This window comes from Aquisalinus luteolus (assembly GCF_009712425.2).
Lineage (GTDB): Bacteria > Pseudomonadota > Alphaproteobacteria > Caulobacterales > Parvularculaceae > Aquisalinus > Aquisalinus luteolus.
Window position 1 is genome coordinate 18,336 of sequence record NZ_VCJR02000001.1, and the last position, 19,310, is coordinate 37,645.

Below are 19,310 nucleotides of genomic sequence, written 5' to 3' on the forward strand. Positions count from 1 at the left end.
GGGTGGAGACTGAAAACCAGGGTGTTCCGTGTCCAAGAAGAAGAATGATAGTGACATGGCAGGCAATGAAGTCACCGCAGGGGTGACGATCTATGACCTTGCCGAGAATCTGGGTGTTTCCGCATCGACGGTTTCGCGTGCACTTTCCGGCTCGCCCAAGGTTGGCGAGAAGACGCGCCAGCGCGTGCTGGAGGCTGCCCGCGCTGCCAATTACATGGTCAATACCGCAGCGCGCACCTTGCGTCAGGGCAAGGCGCGCACGGTCGAGGTGGTGTTTCCGTTGGCCGCGGTCGGGCGCCGTCAGATTTCAGAGCCTTTCTATGTCGATATGCTCGCCGTCATTTCGGAGGAGCTGACCCGGCGCAATTACGATCTCCTGCTGTTCAACACTGTGCCGTGGATGCGCGACAATGCCTCCCAGAGTAACCGTGTCGACGGCATGATCATGATTGGCGGGCAGGGGCATGAACATGAGGCGATCAACAAGTTCGCCGCGTCATATCAGAACCTTGTGGTCTGGGGTGCCAAGGTGAAGGGCCAGCAATATCTGACAGTCGGCTCCGACAACATTACCGGTGGCCGGATTGCGGCGGAGCATATCATCAGCCTGGGTCACAAGAAGATCGCCTATTTCGGCGATCCGATGGAGCCGGAGATGGAACAGCGCCGCGAGGGCTTTTTCCAGGTAATGGCCGAGGCGGGGCTGAAGGTCGATCCGTCCCTGTTGTTCCGCGTACCTTTCGATGCGCGCGGCGCCAAGATTGCGGCGCAGGCAGCAGTTGCCAGCGGCCGCCATTTCGATGCTGCCATCTGTGGCAGCGATGTCATCGCGCTGAATGTCATGGACGTGCTCAAATCCGCTGGGCGCAAGGTGCCGGACGATGTGTCGGTGATCGGCTATGACGATATTTCCCTCGCCTATTCCTATGGGCAAAAGCTGACGACGATCTGTCAGCACATTCCTGTCGGGGGCAGCTTGCTGGTGGACATGCTGTTTTCCCTTATCAGTGGTGAGGATATCGCCCCCGTGACAATCCCGCCGACCCTTAAGATCCGCGAGAGCTGCGGCGTACAGCGTCGCCGTCAATAGCAATGGCGGCATAGGCAATCGATTGCAATTTGCTTGCGCCTGACCGGGTCTTGATGATATGTGTGAAAAATAACATCGATTGCCCTCCCTTACGGTGTCGATGGTAGGGGCTTTGCCCCTTTGGAATATCTCAAGCCGCCATTGTACATGGCGGCTTTTTTTTGATCAGATGATTGCTGGGAAAAACGCGTCCCGCAGAACGACATCGGCATTAGTTCGCGGGGATGTGATTGCACTCCCGGGCACTTTCAATTAGCTTGGGGCAATCGATGTCACAGCCGGTTTGCTGCAAGAAACAGAGGAAACACCATGAAGCCAATGCTGCCTGCCCTTGCGGGCGTCCTGACCCTCGTTACCACCGTCTCGACAGGTGCCATGACGGCGGCCCTGGCGGAGGATTGCAACGACCAGGCGTCGGTCTGCTTCACTGCCCAGGGCGGTGACATGGACCTGATCGTCGATGGCAAGCCTGCCGCAGTTCTGGTCGATGGCGATGCCGATCAGGCCGTCCTGCGTGTTGCCCGGGATTTCGCTACGGACCTTGAGCGCGTCAGCGGTCGAGAAGCGCTTTTCACCGCCGACTATAATGAGGTCGATGGTCCTGTTGTCATCATCGGCGTTGCCGGGCAGAGCACGCTGATCGACGGCTTTGCCGAAGCCGGCCTGATCGACCTGTCGGCCATTGAAGGTGGCTGGGAGGCCTATTCCATCACCGTGGTCGAAAACCCGTTGCCGAATGTGCCCGAGGCACTGGTCATCGCCGGGTCCGACCGGCGCGGCGCAGTCTTCGGCACCTATGATATCTCAGAAGATATCGGCGTGTCCCCCTGGCACTATTTTGCGGATGTGCCAGCCGAAGAGCATGAGAATGTCTTCATCACCGCCGGTACCCGTGACGACCGGCCGGTGGTGAAATATCGCGGCCTTTTCATCAACGATGAGGATCCTGCTCTTGGCAGCTGGGCCCGTGAGAAGTTCGGCGGTGTCAATTCCGGCATGTACGAGCATGTCTTCGAACTCATGCTGCGCCTGAAGAGCAACTATATCTGGCCGGCGATGTGGGGGAAGTCACTCTACGATGACGATCCGCTCAGTGGTCAGCTGGCCCATGACATGGGTATCGTTGTCGGCATGTCACACCACGAGCCGCTGATGCGCGCCCATGTAGAATGGGGCCGTCATGGCGAGGGCGAGTGGAACTACAACACCAATCCGGAAGGCCTTCAGGCATTCTGGCGTGACGGCATGGAACGGTCGAAGGATTTCGACAAGGTCGTCACCATCGGCATGCGCGGCGATGGCGATGAGGCGATGTCAGAAGACACGGCCATCGGACTGCTGGAACAGGTTGTTGCCGACCAGCGCGAAATCATCGCCGATGTCACCGGCAAGCCGGTGGAGGAGACCCCGCAGGTCTGGGCGCTATACAAGGAAGTGCAGGATTATTACGATCAGGGCATGTCCGTGCCTGACGATGTCACGCTTCTGTTCGCCGATGACAATTGGGGGCAGAACCGCCGCCTGCCGACGAAGGATCTCGATCGTGAGGGCGGATTTGGCGTCTATTACCACTTCGATTATGTCGGTGCGCCGCGCAGCTACAAATGGACGAATACCAACCAGATCGAGAAGACCTGGCAGCAGATGGACCTTGCCTACCGCCGCGGTGTCGAGGATATCTGGATCGTCAATGTCGGCGATATCAAGCCGATGGAGTTTCCGCTCGACTTCTTCCTCGCCCATGCCTGGGACCCGGAAGAAATGACACCGGATGCCGTGGAGGCCTTCCCTGCTGAATGGGCTGCGGAAACCTTTGGTGACGAACATGCCGATGCTATCGGCGAGCTGATGACCCGCTACAGCCAGTATGCGGCGCGCCGCAAGCCTGAGCTTATGAACGCCGAGACGTGGCCGATAGGGACCATGAATGGCGACAGCCTGACGCGGGGCGAATACGACATATATGTGGACGAATGGCAGGCGCTGATAGCCGAGCTGGAGGCTGTCAAAGGCGATCTCGACGAGGACCAGCTCAGTGCGTTCTTCCAGCTGGTCGAATATCCGATCCTGTCCATGGCCAATATTTACGAGCTGTATCGGGCGACTGCCTGGAACCGGGTTCTCGCCGCAGCGGACGATCCGCGAGCAAACTATTTCGCTGACAAGGCCGAGGCGGCCTTCACCCGCGATGCCGCGCTGGCCGATGCCTATCACCAGCTTGAGGGCGGCAAGTGGAACCACATGATGGCCCAGCCTAATATTGGCTTTGTGGACTGGCGCGGGCCCGATGAAGACGTCATGCCTGAAATCATCCGTGTTGCTGGTGATACGCCTGACGCTGTTCGCTTCGATGGCAAGGTTGAGCCGGCGGCAATGCTGATCGATGCGACTGCCTATGACCGGGCTGTGCCTGCGGGCGAGCTGGAGTGGGCCGCCATTGCAAATCTCGGCCAGTTCGGCGGCGGCGCGATGATCGCCACCCCGCAGGGCCGGCCGGCAACGACTGTCGAGGACGGCATGCGCCTTGAGTACGACATCAATGTCGAAACTGCCGTTGACGTGACGGTCGGTGTCAGGATGTCCCCGACGCTGGACACGATTGGCGAGGAAGGGGTTCGCGTTGGCGTTTCGCTGAATGACAGCCCGGTACAGGTGCTAAATCTCGACCTGATCCCCCATTGCTGCGGGGCTGAGCGTCAGGAGCAGGTGGACTGGGATGCCGCTGTCCGCGACAATGGCTTTACCCTCAGCGCAAAGTTTGAGGATGTCGGTGCCGGTACGCATACGCTGAAGCTCTGGCGCCTCGATGACAATATCATCATCGAGCATCTGGAGATTGCCTCGAACTAGTCTGAGGGCAACGACCCGTAAGCTCTGAAAAGGGCAATCTGTTGTATTTATCCTAGATTGACCCGGCGGTAGACCCCTCCCGCCGGGTCAATGCCGTTCTGGCGCAATATAGGGCAATCGGTAGCGTAAAAGAGCTTTTATACAGAAAAGCTCCCCTCGAAGTTATGTATTTTAGCCAGTTTTTGATTGAGATCGATTGTCAAAATCACCCAAATTTTTGTTGCATTCATGTAACTGCGTCTTGCGAACTGACCAAATTTCATTTATGCAATCGATTACAAAGCGTTCACGCCATAAGCCCCCATTCCGGTGTCCGAATGAGTGTGATAGCAATTGATAGCGGTCTCAAAGCTATTTGAGCTGCCAAGTAAAAATAAAAAATACCGGGAAAGACGTTCAGGAAATGATGCTGAGTGCTGCAGTACAGAAATAGTTTTATTGCAGTTTGAGTTCAATTTCTGGATTTTTCTAGAAAGAAAAGTCAGGCTCTTCCCGGTCGTAAAATGGTTGGTTTGCGTGACATCGGTTGCAATCGGTGCTGCGAAACCCGGTGTCGCGATGAGCGCGCCGGCGCTGTGGAAATAAAGGCCTTCAGGGAGGAAGAACATGAAGAGAATGACTCAAAAATCTAACGATACCAGGCTGTGGGCGATGGCAGGTGCCTCCACGCTGGTACTGGGTGTCATGGGGGCCGGCTTTGTGCCGACCATGGCCTATGCCCAGGATGACCAGGTTGCCACCGAGGTCGAGGATGACGAAGACGAGGGTGATGTGCTTGTCATCACCGGCCAGCGCCAGGCGCTGGAAACGGCAGCCGACCTGAAGCGTGAATCCGACACGATCGGTGATTCGCTGGTTCTCGACGAAGCCGGCAAGATTCCGAGCACGTCGCTCCTCGAAATCCTGGAGCGCGCGCCGGGCGTGACCATGAACCGGATCCGCGCGGGCAGCGAAGGCTCACCGGACGGTTTCGCGTTCGAGGGCTCCGGCGTACAGGTTCGTGGTCTGAACAAGACCAAGACGCTGATCAACGGCCGTGAAGTCTTTTCCGCAAACGGCGGGTCCGGCTTGAGCTGGGCGGATGTCGGGCCGGAACTTCTCAAGACGGTTACGATCTACAAGGCAAGCCGTGCCGACCTTATCGAGGGCGGCGTCTCCGGTACAGTCAACCTCGTGACCGCGATGCCGTTCGACCATGACGGCTTCAAGGGCAGTGCCGCCGTTACGGCCGACTATGGCGATTATTCGGAAGAGATCACGCCAGCCGGCTCGATCATGCTGTCGAACCGCTGGGACACCGGCATCGGTGAGATCGGTGTTCTGGTCGACTTGGCCTATTCCAAGATCGCATCCCACGACAGCAACATCATCATTCCGCCGTTCTATGCGACTGAATTCGAGGGCGAGCGCGTCTATGTCCCGGGCGGTGTCCGCTATACGCAAGACCAGTTCGAGCGTACCCGGAATGGTTACTATGGTGCCATCCAGTGGCGTCCGACCGACAATCTGGAATTCTTCCACACGACCTTCATTTCCGAACGCGAAAGCAATCGTGAAAGCCAGATCATGGGCCCGGAACCAGGCACGCCATGGGGTGTTTTCCCGGGCGCTGTTTTCGATGAAAACAATGTGTTCGTCAGCGGCTCCATTGGCAGCACCAACCTGACCTCCGGTCAGGCGGTTGCCATGAACTCCAGCTTTACACCGGGCTTCAGCAAGACAGCCGACTACAGCACCGGCTTCAAATATGAAGGCGAAGGCTGGGACCTGAGCGGTAGCTATCAGTATGTCGACGCGGAATCCCGTTCCGGCAAGTACAGCATCGGCCTGGCCGTTATCCCGCAGATCGTCGAGACCGAAGTCGACCTGACCGGTGACGTTCCGTACTTCAACTTTGTTGACGAACTGTCGACGGACCCTGCACAGGCCGGTGGCTCGCGGATCAACTGGCTGGACACCAGTAACGAAGGCAATGCGCATGCATTCCAGCTGGATGCAAGCTTCGACCTGAGCGACGATGGCTTCTTCCGCAAGGCGCAGATCGGCGGCCGGATTGCTGACCGTGAAGAGTCCGACAGCTTCGTTGGTACATGGTGGTCTCCGACCGGCCGCGGCTGGAACGGTGTCCCCCGTGCCTTTGCCAGCACGGCGCCTGACGGCGACTTCTATCTTGAAGATTTCGACGATTTCTTCAAAGGCGATGTCGAGCCGCTCGGGTCCGTCTGGATCCCGACCCGCCAGGTCAACTCCTCCGATCAGTTCGATCGTGTGTATGATACGTACACGGCTTGCGGTCCGGACCTGTACTATCAGTGTTCCAACCCTGACACGACAACATATCTGTATGGCAGCGATCCGAGAAACCGGAACTTCGACCAGCTTCCGTCCATGTATACGACTGAAGCCGACACGCAATCGGCCTATGCCATGGTCGGTTTTGCCAATGATGGTGCAGGCTGGATGAACTTCAGCGGTAACCTCGGCGTACGCTGGGTAAACTACGATGTCTCCAGCATGGGTAACTTCAACTTCAACGGAGGCGCGACCTTCTTTGAATCGGAAGCTGACCAGCAGGCCTTCATCGACTCGATAGGCGGGATTGAAAACCTTGTCGACTGGGAAGAGGCAAATGAAAACACGCCTTATCCTGGCACTCTGGAGACGATTGGTTTCTCCGACGACATCTCCGGCAGCTTCGAGAAGGACTATTTCCTCCCGTCCTTCAACGTAAAGTTCGAGCCGCAGGATGGCTGGATTGCACGCTATGCGCTGACCCAGACGCTGACACCGCCGCGCTACCCGGATATTCGTGCCCAGGGTATCGCCTCAGCCCAGACGGTGGACTCAACGCTTAACGATGAGATCCGTGAATACTGGCTGGCTAATGGCGCCGATACCGATGAGCAAGCCACGTCCATTCCGGGTGTCTTCAATGGCTACACCAACACGTCCGGCAACCCGACGCTGGAGCCGGAAGTGTCGCTGAACCATGACGTTTCGGTCGAGTGGTACCCGCGACGTGGCTCGACGGTGTATCTGTCGCTCTTCCACAAGACGATCGACAACTACATCACCTTCGACAACGCCTCGTTTGCGGCAAGCTCCCTGTTCTCTGGCGGCACGACACCCCAGACAGCACCGTTGGTCGTCAATTCCGATCCAACCCAGCCGCCGGTCGTCGATCCGTCCCAGTCCTTCTTCCTTGATGGCGCGGTTACCTCACGCCAGAACACGAACGCGGACTCCGACACGATCATCCGTGGCTTCGAGCTTGGCGGCCGGACGTACTTCGACAACCTGCCGGGTGCCTGGAGTGGCTTCGGTGTCACCGGTAACGTGACCTATATCGACAATGATGCGCCGGACGCTTTCGCCCGTGACATCAATGGCGATGTGCTCAATGTGCCGGTGGTTGGTCTGTCGAAATGGGCATACTCTGCAACGCTTCTCTATGATTATGAGAAGGTCAGTGCCCGTCTTGCCTATAACTGGCGTGACCGTTACCTGGCGACGACCAACGATTCCGGTACGACGAACACCTATACGGACTATACCGGCGAAGTCATCCAGTTCGGCCTGCCGGTATACTCCGCCGAGCAGGAGCGTCTCGACGGTAGTGTCTCCTATCAGCTGACTGACCGCATGAACATCAAGTTCAACGTTCAGAACATCCTCGATCAGGAACAGCGTACCGAGACAGAGCTTCTCGACAATGTCTTCGTCGATCGCGCTGTCTTCGTGACAGATCGCCGCTACAGCCTGCACTTGGGCTTTGACTTCTAAGTGCGTTATAAGGGACGCTCCTGAGCATACTTGCCTGACTTTATAGAGGTGTAGAATGAGCAAGAGCGTCCTGATCGTCGGGGGAGGAACCGCAGGCTGGATCAGCGCCGCCTATATGGCGCGGATGTTGTCGGCTGACACTCCCGGCGGTGTCTCTATCACACTGGTAGAATCCGATGAGATAGGTATCCTCGGCGTTGGCGAGGGTACCTTTCCCATTATCCGCAAGACGATGGGCCGCATCGGCCTCGACGAGAGCGATCTGATCCGCCATGCGGATGCGACGTTCAAGCAAGGTATTCGCTTCCGCAACTGGAAGACCAATCCCGCGGATGATCCCACCGATTCCTATTTCCACCCCTTCCAGGTCATGTCCCAGCACACGGACATGGACCTGTTGCCGTACTGGTTGCTCGGTGTCGCCGGGGACAGGCCGTGGGCAGAGGTCTGTACGGTGCAGGAACGCGTGGTCGACGCCATGCTTGCGCCGAAACTCATTACCCACCCCAATTACGATGCGCCACTGAATTACGCCTACCATTTCGATGCCGGCAAGCTTGCCATGGTCGTGCGCCAGCGTGCCGAAGCCATGGGCGTCAAGCGGCTGGTCGATACGATCGACGATGTGACGCTCGATGAAAACGGCGCCATCGCCTCGGTGACGGCGCGCGTCCATGGCGAGTTGAAGGCTGACCTCTATATTGACTGCACCGGTTTCCGGGCGCGGCTGATCGGCCAGGCGATGGGCCAGGAGTTTACCTCTTACCGCGAGCAGCTGTTCTGCAATCGCGCCGTGACCATGCAGGTGCCCTATGAACGGCCTGATGTGCCGATTCCGTCCTGTACCTATACGACGGCGCAGGACGCTGGCTGGATATGGGATATCGGCCTGCACGCCCGCCGCGGTGTCGGTTATGTCTACTCATCCGATCATTGTACGGATGACGAGGCACTGGCGACCCTGCAGCGCTATGTCGGTGCGGCAGCGCAGGAACTGCCACATCGTAACCTGAAATTCGAGGCGGGGTTCCGGGAGGTGCAATGGCACAAGAACTGTGTCGGGATCGGCCTGTCCGGCGGATTTGTCGAGCCGCTGGAGGCGACCGGTATCAGCTTTGCCGAAATCGCCGCGCTGATCCTGTGCAACTTGTTCCCCTGGTCAGGCGATTATGAACGCTCGGCCCAGCAGTTCAACGCGATCATGAAGAAGCGTTTCCTGCACGTCATCGACTTCATCAAGCTGCATTATTACCTCAGTGAGCGGACGGACACCGATTTCTGGCGCGACAATCGTGCGGACTCTTCTGTCTCGGATTATCTGGTCGGCAAGCTGGAGCAGTGGCGTCACCGCCCGCCAACCTTCCTCGATATCGATGCTGGCGTTGATATTTTTGACGAGAACAGCTGGCAGTACATTCTCTATGGCATGGGCTTCAAGACCGATATCGGTGCCCGTGCCGGGGCCCTGCGTTTTTATGATGACGCCAGGCGCGAATTCGAGAGCATCCGCCGGCAGAGCCAGAACGCCATGTCCGCAGTACCGACGCATCGCGATCTTGTCAGCGAGGTCGTGGCAAACGGGTTCCGGCCAAAGGCCCGTGCGCGTGCATGATGTCTGACGCACGCAACATCATCAGCAATGTGGTCATCGTCGGTGGCGGTACCTCCGGCTGGATGTGTGCCGCGGCGATTGCCCGTGCCGCGCCGCCGGGCGTTTCGGTTACGCTCGTCGAATCCGACGATATCGGCATCATCGGTGTGGGCGAGGCGACCATCCCCACGCTGACGGAGTTCAACGAGTTTCTCGGCATCAGCGAGAACGAGATGCTGCGCCAGAGCCAGGGTACGTTCAAGCTGGGCATCGAGTTTGTCGACTGGCTGCGCAAGGGTGACAGCTATTTCCATCCATTCGGCTTTTATGGCCGCGACACGCCTGAGTTTGCCTTCCACCAGCTCTGGCTGCGGCTGAGGGACATGGCCGCGAACGGGAATGCCCCCGCAGGCGCGGCAGGCGAGATCAGCGACTATAATCTCTGCACCCTTGCCGCCTATCAGGGGCGCTTTTCCCCGCCGCAGGGCGGGAATAACGCCATCCTGTCGACCATGCGCCATGCCTATCACATCGATTCAACGCTCTATGGCCAGATGCTGCGGCGCTATGCCGAGGAGCGGGGCGTGCGCCGGGTCGAGGGCTTGATCGTCAGTGTGCAGCAGGATGCAGGGCAGGGCGATATCGAATCTGTTACCTTGAAAGATGGGCAGGTAATAGAAGGCGACCTGTTCTTCGATTGCAGCGGTTTCAGGGCGCTTCTGCATGAGGGCGCTCTCGGGGTCGACTATGTCGACTGGAGCAAATACCTGCCTTGCGATCGTGCCCTTGCCGTGCCGACTGCCAGTAACGGCCCGCCTGTGCCTTATACCCGCGCAAGTGCCGACAGGGCGGGCTGGCGCTGGCGTATCCCGCTGCAGCATCGCACCGGCAATGGGCATGTCTATTCCAGCAGCTTCATGGAACAGGACGAGGCCCATGCACAACTCGTTGCCGGCCTTGACGGCGAGATGCAGGCAGAGCCGCGGCCCTTGCGCTTCCGCACCGGCCACCGACGAGTGTTCTGGGAAAAGAACTGCGTTGCCATTGGCCTTGCCGGCGGGTTCATCGAGCCGATGGAATCGACCAGCATCCACCTCGCGCAGATGGGTGTGCAAAGGGTTTTCACCCTGTGGCCCGGCAACGGCTTCAGTGACGCCGAGCGGGCGCATTACAATCGCCAGATGACAGCCGATTACGAGCGCACCCGAGATTTCATCGTCCTGCATTACAATGCAACGCAGCGCGACGATACCAAGTTCTGGCGCTATGTCGCCAACATGGATATTCCCGACACGCTGAAAGAGCAGATGGAGATTTTCCGGGCGAGCGGGCGTATCTTTCCCCACCCGGACGATCTGTTCACGACTCATAGCTGGCTTGCCGTGATGCTCGGTCAGGGCATCGATCCGCAACGCTATGATGCGCTGGTCGACCGACTGCCGGCCGATGCGCTGGTCCAGAATATGGGCCGCCTGAAAGAGGCCGTTGCCAGAACCGCCACCAGCCTGCCGACCCATCAGGACTATATCGCGCGCAATTGCGCCGCCTCTGGCTGACAGGTTGCTAGCGCTTCAGGGCGATTTGTTCATGCGCCAGTGCGGCCAGCCGCTCGTCATGGGTGACATAGACGACGATCCGGTTCCGGCATTCCGCCAACAGTTTCTGCATGATGCGCTTTGCCTGAGCCGCATCGAGATGCTCACCCGGCTCGTCCAGCAGCAATACTGGCTGTGTCGACAGGATGGCGCGGGCAAGGGCGATACGTCGTGCCTCGCCGAGCGACAGGCTGGCCTGCCGGTCCAGCATGCTGTCCAAGCCGCCATTCTCCCTGACCCGGTCGGTCATCTCCACGATTTCAAGTGCATGCCACAGGCGGGTGTCGTCGGCAGCGGAGAACAGGTTGTCGCGCACGCTGCCTGCCATGATGGCTGCATCATGCAGGCTAAGGTGGCACATCCTCCGGACGGTGGGCATGTCTGTGCCGAGGGGATAAGGCGTACTTGCTTGCCACGGTATCCACCCGGCGATTTCCTTCATCAGTGAAGTCTTGCCGCACCCGGACGGTCCGGTGATCGCCACAGCGCTGTCTCGCTCTGCAGTGAAGCCCGAAACATGGCCGAGCTTTGTTCCGATCGGTGAGTATACGTGCCGTTGCTCGACCCTCAGGCGTAATGGCGTGGTTTGCATGTCTATTGCTTCATCCGTACCCTGCCAGGCTTGAAGGGACTGCCCGGCATGGCGCGCCTGTGCCCGCGCGAGGAACAACCGGGGCAGGCCGGAAATCACCTCACCGGCGGCAAGCCACAGGAATCCGCCAAAGACAGTGGGCAACAGGGCCTCGGCGCGCAAACCGGAAAGCCACGCCGTGCCGATGGTGAGGATCATGAGGGCCGGGGCGAGGATACCCGCGACCAGTTCAACGCCAGCAAGCAGGCGGGCCTGGTCTGCCCGTGCATCGGCGCTCTGATCAATCGCAGCGAAAGGAGCGGTCAGCACCGTCTCACGCTCGCTGTTACCAGCCAGCGGCACGAGGGCGTGGATCTGTCTGCCAAGCATGCGGGACCAGTCGGCTTCGGCCTCGCGATCTTCCTGCCAGCGCAATGCAGCCTGATCCGCCATGCGGTGTGACAGGAAAGCGGTAAGCACAAGAAGGATGACCGCCACAGGCAAGGCCAGGGGCGCAGTGACGGCAGTGGCGATGAGACAGGCTGCGATAATCACAGCACCCGTCAGCCCCGGCAGGCCAGCGCGCAGGCTCGCGAACTCCACCTGCTCGACATCGTCCATGAACGCGCCGATCTGGTCGTCGCGCGACAACTGCCATCCATCTTCATGAACCGCACGTGCTTGCGCCATACCCCGGAACAGCCGTGTGCGGTGTTTTATCTGGTCACCCATGGCCGCTGCATGGCCGGTCAGGCGTTCTGCATATTTTCCGACCGTCCGGGTGATCGCGAACAGCCTGATCAGACCCGCCGGCAGGTGATAGTTATAGGCAAAGGCCGCAGCGCCAGCCATGATCCCGACGCCGGCCGCCGCGCCTGCAAGGGCGACGGATGACAGGAACCAGCCTGAAACGCCGACCAGCAGCAGGCCACTGAATGCCGTTACAAGGCTGATTATCAGGGCCGGGCGCCAGCGCCTGTCCGTCCAGATATGACTTTCGCGAAACTGTTTCATGATGCCACTTCTTTCAGCCGCCGGTCGAAGGAGACGACTTTGTCAGCTGCGGCAATCAGCGCCGGGTCATGGCTGGCGACAACCAGAAGCCGATGGCGTGCCTCAGCCTTCAGCGTGTTGCGAATTCGGCTGGCGCAGGCCGGGTCGAGCTTGGCTGTCGGCTCGTCGATGAACAGGATGTGTGCATCGCTGCCAAGCGCTGCCGCGAGGGAGAGGCGCATGCGTTGACCACCGGACAGCGTTTCCGGCTCGATCCCGCTCTCGATAAAACGGGGATCCCCGAGGAAAAGGGCAGGCCGATTGCGGCGGAGATCATCGATCATCGGCGCCGTCAGGAACACATCGCTGCTGCTCCATGCCTGTCTGGATGCCTGTCTGGATGAACTTCCCGCGCCTTCAGGAAGGAAAACCTGCCCTGCAGTCTGGGGCTCAATCCCGGCTAGCGCTTGCAGTAGGGTCGTCTTGCCGCTGCCGCTTGCCCCGCTGATGATGACGAGACCGGCACGAGGCAGCGTGTCGTCAGGAATGATACCGACATGGGGCAGCACCAGGTTGCGCCAGCCAATAGGGTCATGAAGACCCTTGGCAGGCGTGCGCATTTCCTCTGCCAGTGGTGTCTCTTCGATGTCAGCGAGGGCCGCCAAAGCTGCCTTGCCCTCGGCAGCAGCATGATAAAGCTCCGCATACCGGCGTAACGGATTGAAGAATTCAGGTGCCAGCATCAGGACGGCGAGGGAGGAGCCGAGCGGCAGGCCGGAAAAGCCGGGAATGTGAACGAGCCCGAGGTGACCAAGCCCGAAGAAGATCGCCAGCATGGCGATGCTGAGGGATGAGAAGAAATCAAGGACCGCCGAGTTCAGGAAGGCAACCTTCAACACGTCCATGCTGACCCGGCGGTGGTCTTCCAGCGCAGCCCCGATCATGCCGGCCTGTCCGTCTATGTCGTGATTGGCGGCGATGGTGGGCAGGCAGCGGATACGATCGCCGAACATACCGGACAGGCGCGACAGGGCGGCCTCCTGGCGTTCGGCTCGGGATTTCGTCAGTCCACCAACGAGAATGAAGAAGACGATCATCACTGGCAGTGACGCAATCAGCAGCCCTGCGGCAAGGGGTGAAAAGAAGAAGATAAATGCGGCAGCTATCAATGGCCCTGCGGCCATCAGGCTGCGGGCGTTTTTTACCGTGATCACGCCGCTGGCTATGGCGCTGGGGTGGCGGGAAATGCGGCTGATGAGGTCGCCTGTGCCGTAATCATGTACGGTCGATGGCGTGCGGTTCTGCAGGAAATCGCGATAAATGCCCGCGACCTGTTTCGCGACATCGCGCTCTGCCTGTCTCGTCGATCGCGCTGCGACAAACTGAAGGGTGAGAAACCCGGCTGTACTGGCCAGCGCCGCAACAGTGATCCACAGCCCGGTTTTGCCATCCATGACCAGCGACCCGATCAGAACGGCGAGGCTTGCCAGCATGGAAATGCGCAAGGCGTAGCCCGCGCTGCTCGCCAACAGGCTGAGGCGGGCGGCCGCACCGGCCTGCCCGCGCAGGCGCCGTTCCAGCGCCGTTTCGCGTGTCGTCTTTCTCTTCATGGCCGGAACCTACCCTGAAAGGGACGCGGGGATTTTGAGCTAGGTCAAAAACTGCACAGGACAGTCATGGCAAAGGGCATGCAAGAAACCGGAAAATCTAACAGGAGCTTTCCATGCCTGATCCGTTAATCGTTGACCTGTCGCGGCTGCAATTTGCGCTGACCGCGATGTATCACTTCCTCTTCGTGCCGCTGACCCTTGGTCTGTCCATCCTGATCGCCATGATGGAGACGGTCTATGTCATGACCGGCAAGACGGTCTGGCGGGAGATGACGAAATTCTGGGGTGTCCTGTTCGGCATCAACTTCGCCCTCGGCGTTGCCACCGGCATCACCATGGAATTCCAGTTCGGCATGAACTGGGCGTTCTACTCGCATTATGTCGGTGACGTGTTCGGCGCGCCGCTGGCGATCGAGGGACTGATGGCCTTCTTCCTCGAGGCGACCTTCGTCGGCCTGTTCTTCTTTGGCTGGGACCGCCTGAAGCCCGTCGCCCACATGACCGTCACCTGGCTGATGGCGCTGGGCACGAACTTCTCGGCCCTGTGGATCCTGATCGCCAATGGCTGGATGCAGAATCCTGTCGGCTCGGCCTTCAACCCGGACACGATGCGTATGGAAGTGACCGACTTCATGGCCGTATTGTTTAACCCGGTCGCGCAAGCCAAGTTCGTACACACCGTCAGTGCAGGCTATGTCACCGGCGCGGTCTTCGTGCTCGGCATCTCGGCCTTTTACATGCTGCGCGGTCGGCACATGGAACTGGCCAAGCGCTCCTTTGCCATCGCTGCCGCCTTTGGCGTTGCCTCGACCCTGTCGGTGCTCGTCCTTGGCGACGAAAGCGGCTATGCCATTACCGACCATCAGAAGATGAAGCTCGCCGCCATGGAAGCGATGTGGGAGACGGAAGATGCGCCCGCCGCCTTCACCCTCGTCGGCCTGCCCGACCAGGAAGCGCGGGAGACACATTTCGCCATTCATGTGCCATGGGTCATGGGCCTGATCGGCACACGCTCCTTCGACACCCAGATCCCCGGCATTTACGACCTTGTCGATCATGCAGAGGAGCGGATCCGCAACGGGCTCTATGCCTGGGACGCATTGGAGGCGATCAAGGCCGACCGGGCCAGCCCCGCTGCGCGCGAACAGTTTGCGCAGTATCAGGACGATCTTGGCTATGCCAAGCTGCTGTTGAAATATACGCAGAACCCGATGGAGGCGACGGACCAGGAAATCCGCGCGGCTGCGTGGGATACGGTGCCGCACGTGCCGTCTCTGTTCTTTACCTTCCGCTTCATGGTGTTGTGCGGCGTCATCCTGCTTGGTCTGTTCGCCGTCGCGCTGTGGAAGATTTCGCGCGAAGACGCCTTGCCACGCTGGCTTCTGCACCTGTGCGTCTGGTCGATTGCCGTGCCGTGGATCGCCATGGAGCTTGGCTGGTTCGTCGCCGAGTTTGGCCGCCAGCCCTGGGTGATCGAGGGCGTCTTGCCAACCTTCCTTGCCGCCTCAAACCTGACCCTGCTTGATATCGCCATCACCATCATCGGCTTCACGCTCGTCTATGGCATCCTTGCCGTGATCGAAGTGCGCCTGATGCTGGCAGCCATCAGCAAGGGCCCGGCTGTTGTCGATGCCATCGACGACCTGGTTCCCGGCATGGGTGAGGGTGGCAATACCGCGCCAGCCCCGGCCCCTGCAGAATAATCTTTGAGAGGACAAGACAATGCTGTTCGATTATGAAGTACTCAGACTGATCTGGTGGGCACTGCTTGGCATCCTGCTGATCGGGTTCGCCGTTACAGACGGCTTCGACATGGGCGCAGCGGCGCTGATGCCCATCATCGGCAAGAAGGATGAAGAGCGCCGGGTCATCATCAACACGGTCGGTCCGGTGTGGGAAGGTAACCAGGTCTGGTTCATTCTCGGCGGTGGCGCGATCTTCGCTGCCTGGCCGGCGCTCTATGCCCTGTCTTTCTCGGGCTTCTACCTTGCCATGTTCATCGTCCTGTTCGCCCTCATCCTGCGGCCCGTCGCGTTCAAATACCGCTCCAAGCGGGAAGGGAAAGCATGGCGGCGCAATTGGGACTGGGCGCTGTTCATCTCTGGTGCCGTGCCGCCCGTCATCTTCGGTGTTGCTGTCGGCAATGCCATGATCGGCGTGCCGTTTCACTATACGGACGAACTGCGCCCGATCTATGAAGGCAACCTCTTCGGCCTCTTGAACCCTGCGGCCCTGTTCTGCGGCATCGTCTCCATCGCGATGATCCTGATGCATGGCGCGGCGTGGATCGTGCTGAAAACGCAAGGCGATATTGCCACCCGCGCACGCAAGATCGGCTTTTATGCTGCCCTTGTCAGCATCGCGCTGTTCGCCCTTGGCGGGGTCATCCTGTCGCTCGGATGGTTCGGCGGCTATGCCCTGACCAGCACGGCGGACTGGGCTGGCCCGAGCTTCCCGCTCGCCAAGTCGGTCGAGGTCGCCCGTGGCGCATGGCTGGCCAACTACATCAACGTGCCGCTGCTCGCGATCGTGCCAGCGCTTGGGTTCGTCGGTCTGGCCGGTGCCGCGTTCGGCTTCAAGGCCGGGGGCGTTGAGCGGTTGACGCTGCTGGCATCGGGTACGGGTGTTGCTTTCATCATCGCCACGGTGGGCGTGACCATGTTCCCGTTCATCCTGCCCTCGACGATCATGCCTGATCACTCGCTGATGGTCTTTGATGCCTCCAGCAGCCGCAACACCCTGCGCAACATGCTGATCGCCGTTATCATCTTCCTGCCGCTGATCCTTGGGTACACCGCCTGGGTGTTCCACGTCATGCGCGGCAAGGTGACCGAAGACGGCATCGCCAAATCCTCACACGCTTACTGAAAGGACGACCCCCATGTGGTATTTTGCCTGGATACTGGGCCTCGGTCTCGCCGCAACGGTCGGCATCCTCAACGCGCTCTGGTTCGAGCTGAAATCAACGCGTGACGATGAAAAGCCGGGCCCGGATATAGCCCCTCAACCGGAATAGGAAGTTTCCCTCCGAAAAGAGCCGGTCAACCGGCCAGTTCGAATGCCTCTCCCAACTCCACATACCGGCCGGACACTGTCTTCAGGTGTCCGGTCTTTTTCAGTTTGGCGAAGGTGCGGCTGAGGGTTTCCATGCGCAGGCCCAGATAGTCGGCAATGTCCTGGCGTGGCATGGACAGGTAAATGCGCGGCGAGAACCGGTCCTCCCCGCGCCGGGCGCGCCCGACCAGCTTCAGGAAGCTCAGTACCCGTTCCTCCGCCGTGTTCTTGCCCAGCAGGACGATATGGTCCTGCGCCTTGGCAAGCTCGCTGGAGCCGCGGGCGATCAGGCGGTCCTTGATGCCGGGGTGCTTCTCGCTCATCTGGTCGAGGAAGTTATGGGCAAAGCTGCAGACGAGCGAGGGCTCCAGCGCTTCTGCCGTATAGGAACTGTCGGTCCGGCTCATGCCGACGAAATCGCCCGGGAACATGAACCCGGTAATCTGGCGGCGGCCATCTTCCAGCATCCGCACGAGGCGGAAGGTGCCGCTGACGATGACGTTGAGATGGGTGACGGGCTCGCCCTCGGTGGCGATGGCATGGCCTTCCTTGACCGAATGATGGGCCATGGTCCTGGAGATGGAACGGATTTCCTCCTCGCTCATCTCCGCGCAGATCGACTGCGGGCGCACATCACACAGCGAGCAGAAATTCATCGCCCCTATATTCTTGCCGCAATGTATCTCTGGTTTGTCTGTCCCTTGCATTGGGGCAGGTTAGGCAATTCGGACCACAATTGCCAGAGCGGCAAAATCACACGGCTGTTGAAAGTCGCGAGCCGCTTTCCTGCACTGCCGGATCGAATATGGCGGCGACAACCCGCGATAACAGCCGCGCTTCGGGCTCTATGGTCAGACGGTCGCCTGACAGGTGCACCAGCCCGTCGCGATGCAAGGGGGCGAGCCGGTCCATCAGGCTTTCCATCGCCGCTTCGTCGCTGTCGGTGATATTGAAATAGTCGGCGAGACAGGCCGCGTGGCGGCACAACAGGCCATGAATCCAGTCGCCGACAAGGCGCTGTTCCGGCGTGCTGACAATGCCCCGGCTCGTCGCCCACTGGCTGTCGCGCAGCTTTTTCGAGTAGGTGGTGATCGACTTGTCGTTCTGGGCATGGACGCCGTGGACGGAGCTGATGGCACTGGGGCCAAGGCCGATGACGCTGCGTGCGGGGTCCTCGGTGAAGCCCTGGAAATTCCGGTTCAGGCGCGCAGTGCTGTCCGCTCGCGCGATTGCAGTGTGCGGCAGGGCGAAATGATCGAACCCGATCCGGCGATAGCCTGCGGCGGCCAGCGTTTCCGCGCCAAGCTCTGCAAGGGCGGAGCGTTCGGCCCGACCCGGCAATTCAGCGTCATCAATCAGCCGCTGATGGCGCAGCCGCTCCGGCAGGTGGGCATAGCCGAACAGCGAAACCCGGTCGGGGGCGAGGCTGAGGGTCTTGCGCAGGGTTTCCCTGAAAGTGCGCTCGTCCTGGCGCGGCAAGCCGTATAGCAGGTCGAAGCTGATATCGCCGATCCCGCTCTGGCGCATCGCGGCGACGCAGTCATGCACCAGCTCATAGGGCTGGATGCGGTTGATTGCGGCCTGCACGAACGGGTCGAAATCCTGAACGCCAATGCTCATCCGGGTTATGCCGATGCGGGCGAGGTTCGCGATGCTGTCGGGCGAGGAAAGCCGTGGGTCCAGCTCGATCGCGACGGGTGTACCGTCGGTCAGGCCAAAGGCGTTCTCGATCTCGTCGAGGATGGTGATGAGGTCTTCCGCGTGGAGGAAATTCGGGGTGCCGCCGCCGAAATGCAGCTGCGAGGTGCGCCCGCGCCCGCCAAGCTCCGCTGCGACCTGATGGATTTCGGTTTTCAGGGCATCCATGTATGGCTTCGTGCGCTCATACCGGTTTTCGACCCGCATATTGCAGCCGCAATACCAGCACAGCTGCTTGCAGAAGGGCACATGGATATAGAGCGAGACCGGCTCATAGGGGGCTATCTCACGCAGGGCATGGCGATAGGGCGCGGCGTCCATCGGCCCGAAGAACAGCGCCGAGGGATAGCTGGTATAGCGCGGGACGGATTGGTCCAGATATTTCTTCCAGGCTTCCTTCATGGTGCGACCATGGCAGCCGCGATGGCAAGCGGAATGACCTAGGTCAAAATCCTTGTTGTGGTGGGGTGTGCGG

Annotated in this window: 13 protein-coding genes; 8 read left to right on the forward strand and 5 right to left on the reverse strand. The window is 59.8% G+C overall.

The features are described from left to right. Positions 1–28 precede the first annotated feature (28 nt). Both FF098_RS00095 and FF098_RS00100 read left to right on the forward strand, forming a co-directional pair. Positions 29–1,090, forward strand: coding sequence for a LacI family DNA-binding transcriptional regulator (locus tag FF098_RS00095; RefSeq protein ID WP_155135600.1), 1,062 nt, complete (start codon positions 29–31; stop codon positions 1,088–1,090). A gap of 309 nt (positions 1,091–1,399) precedes the next feature. Next, entirely contained in the window at positions 1,400–3,940 is a 2,541-nt protein-coding gene (locus FF098_RS00100) for a glycosyl hydrolase 115 family protein (RefSeq protein WP_155135603.1), read from the forward strand. Positions 3,941–4,215: 275 nt separating this feature from the next. Here the strand turns inward: FF098_RS00100 and FF098_RS00105 are convergent, their stop codons facing one another. After that, a complete protein-coding gene (locus FF098_RS00105; RefSeq protein ID WP_155135606.1) occupies positions 4,216–4,548 on the reverse strand; it encodes a hypothetical protein in 333 nt (110 codons plus the stop codon). Between FF098_RS00105 and FF098_RS00110 the strand changes: the two genes are divergently transcribed. From FF098_RS00110 to FF098_RS00120, 3 genes are read left to right on the forward strand one after another with little or no spacing between them, the layout of a single operon-like run. Next, positions 4,547–7,723: a TonB-dependent receptor gene (locus FF098_RS00110; protein ID WP_205967313.1), complete on the forward strand. Its 3,177-nt coding sequence runs from the start codon at positions 4,547–4,549 to the stop codon at positions 7,721–7,723. The genes FF098_RS00105 and FF098_RS00110 overlap by 2 nt on opposite strands. Before the next feature lie 55 nt (positions 7,724–7,778). Next, complete coding sequence (locus FF098_RS00115) at positions 7,779–9,335, forward strand: tryptophan halogenase family protein (RefSeq protein ID WP_155135609.1); 1,557 nt, start codon at positions 7,779–7,781, stop codon at positions 9,333–9,335. Beyond that, entirely contained in the window at positions 9,332–10,870 is a 1,539-nt protein-coding gene (locus tag FF098_RS00120) for a tryptophan halogenase family protein (RefSeq protein WP_205967314.1), read from the forward strand. The genes FF098_RS00115 and FF098_RS00120 overlap by 4 nt, the downstream gene beginning before the upstream one ends. Before the next feature lie 7 nt (positions 10,871–10,877). Here the strand turns inward: FF098_RS00120 and FF098_RS00125 are convergent, their stop codons facing one another. Continuing rightward, positions 10,878–12,494, reverse strand: coding sequence for an ATP-binding cassette domain-containing protein (locus FF098_RS00125; protein ID WP_155135612.1), 1,617 nt, complete (start codon positions 12,492–12,494; stop codon positions 10,878–10,880). Next, positions 12,491–14,083 carry an ATP-binding cassette domain-containing protein gene (locus tag FF098_RS00130; RefSeq protein WP_155135615.1) on the reverse strand — a complete coding sequence of 531 codons (1,593 nt, stop codon included), beginning with the start codon at positions 14,081–14,083 and terminating at the stop codon, positions 12,491–12,493. Before FF098_RS00130 ends, FF098_RS00125 begins: the two co-directional genes overlap by 4 nt. A 113-nt stretch (positions 14,084–14,196) precedes the next feature. Between FF098_RS00130 and FF098_RS00135 the strand changes: the two genes are divergently transcribed. Genes FF098_RS00135 through cydX form a run of 3 tightly spaced genes read left to right on the forward strand, consistent with a single transcriptional unit; the run spans position 14,197 to position 17,099 of the window. Further along, positions 14,197–15,786 carry a cytochrome ubiquinol oxidase subunit I gene (locus FF098_RS00135; RefSeq protein ID WP_155135618.1) on the forward strand — a complete coding sequence of 530 codons (1,590 nt, stop codon included), beginning with the start codon at positions 14,197–14,199 and terminating at the stop codon, positions 15,784–15,786. A 19-nt stretch (positions 15,787–15,805) separates the two neighbouring features. Then, complete coding sequence (cydB, locus tag FF098_RS00140; protein WP_155135621.1) at positions 15,806–16,951, forward strand: cytochrome d ubiquinol oxidase subunit II; 1,146 nt, start codon at positions 15,806–15,808, stop codon at positions 16,949–16,951. 13 nt (positions 16,952–16,964) lie between these two features. Then, positions 16,965–17,099, forward strand: a complete 135-nt coding sequence (gene cydX, locus FF098_RS00145) for a cytochrome bd-I oxidase subunit CydX (RefSeq protein WP_155135624.1) — start codon at positions 16,965–16,967, stop codon at positions 17,097–17,099. 25 nt (positions 17,100–17,124) lie between these two features. Here the strand turns inward: cydX and FF098_RS00150 are convergent, their stop codons facing one another. Beyond that, entirely contained in the window at positions 17,125–17,793 is a 669-nt protein-coding gene (locus FF098_RS00150) for a Crp/Fnr family transcriptional regulator (RefSeq protein ID WP_166426245.1), read from the reverse strand. Positions 17,794–17,890: 97 nt separating this feature from the next. After that, the gene (gene hemN, locus FF098_RS00155) at positions 17,891–19,237 is read right to left on the reverse strand and encodes an oxygen-independent coproporphyrinogen III oxidase (RefSeq protein WP_166426246.1); all 1,347 of its coding nucleotides are present in this window, start codon (positions 19,235–19,237) and stop codon (positions 17,891–17,893) included. Positions 19,238–19,310: the final 73 nt, after the last annotated feature.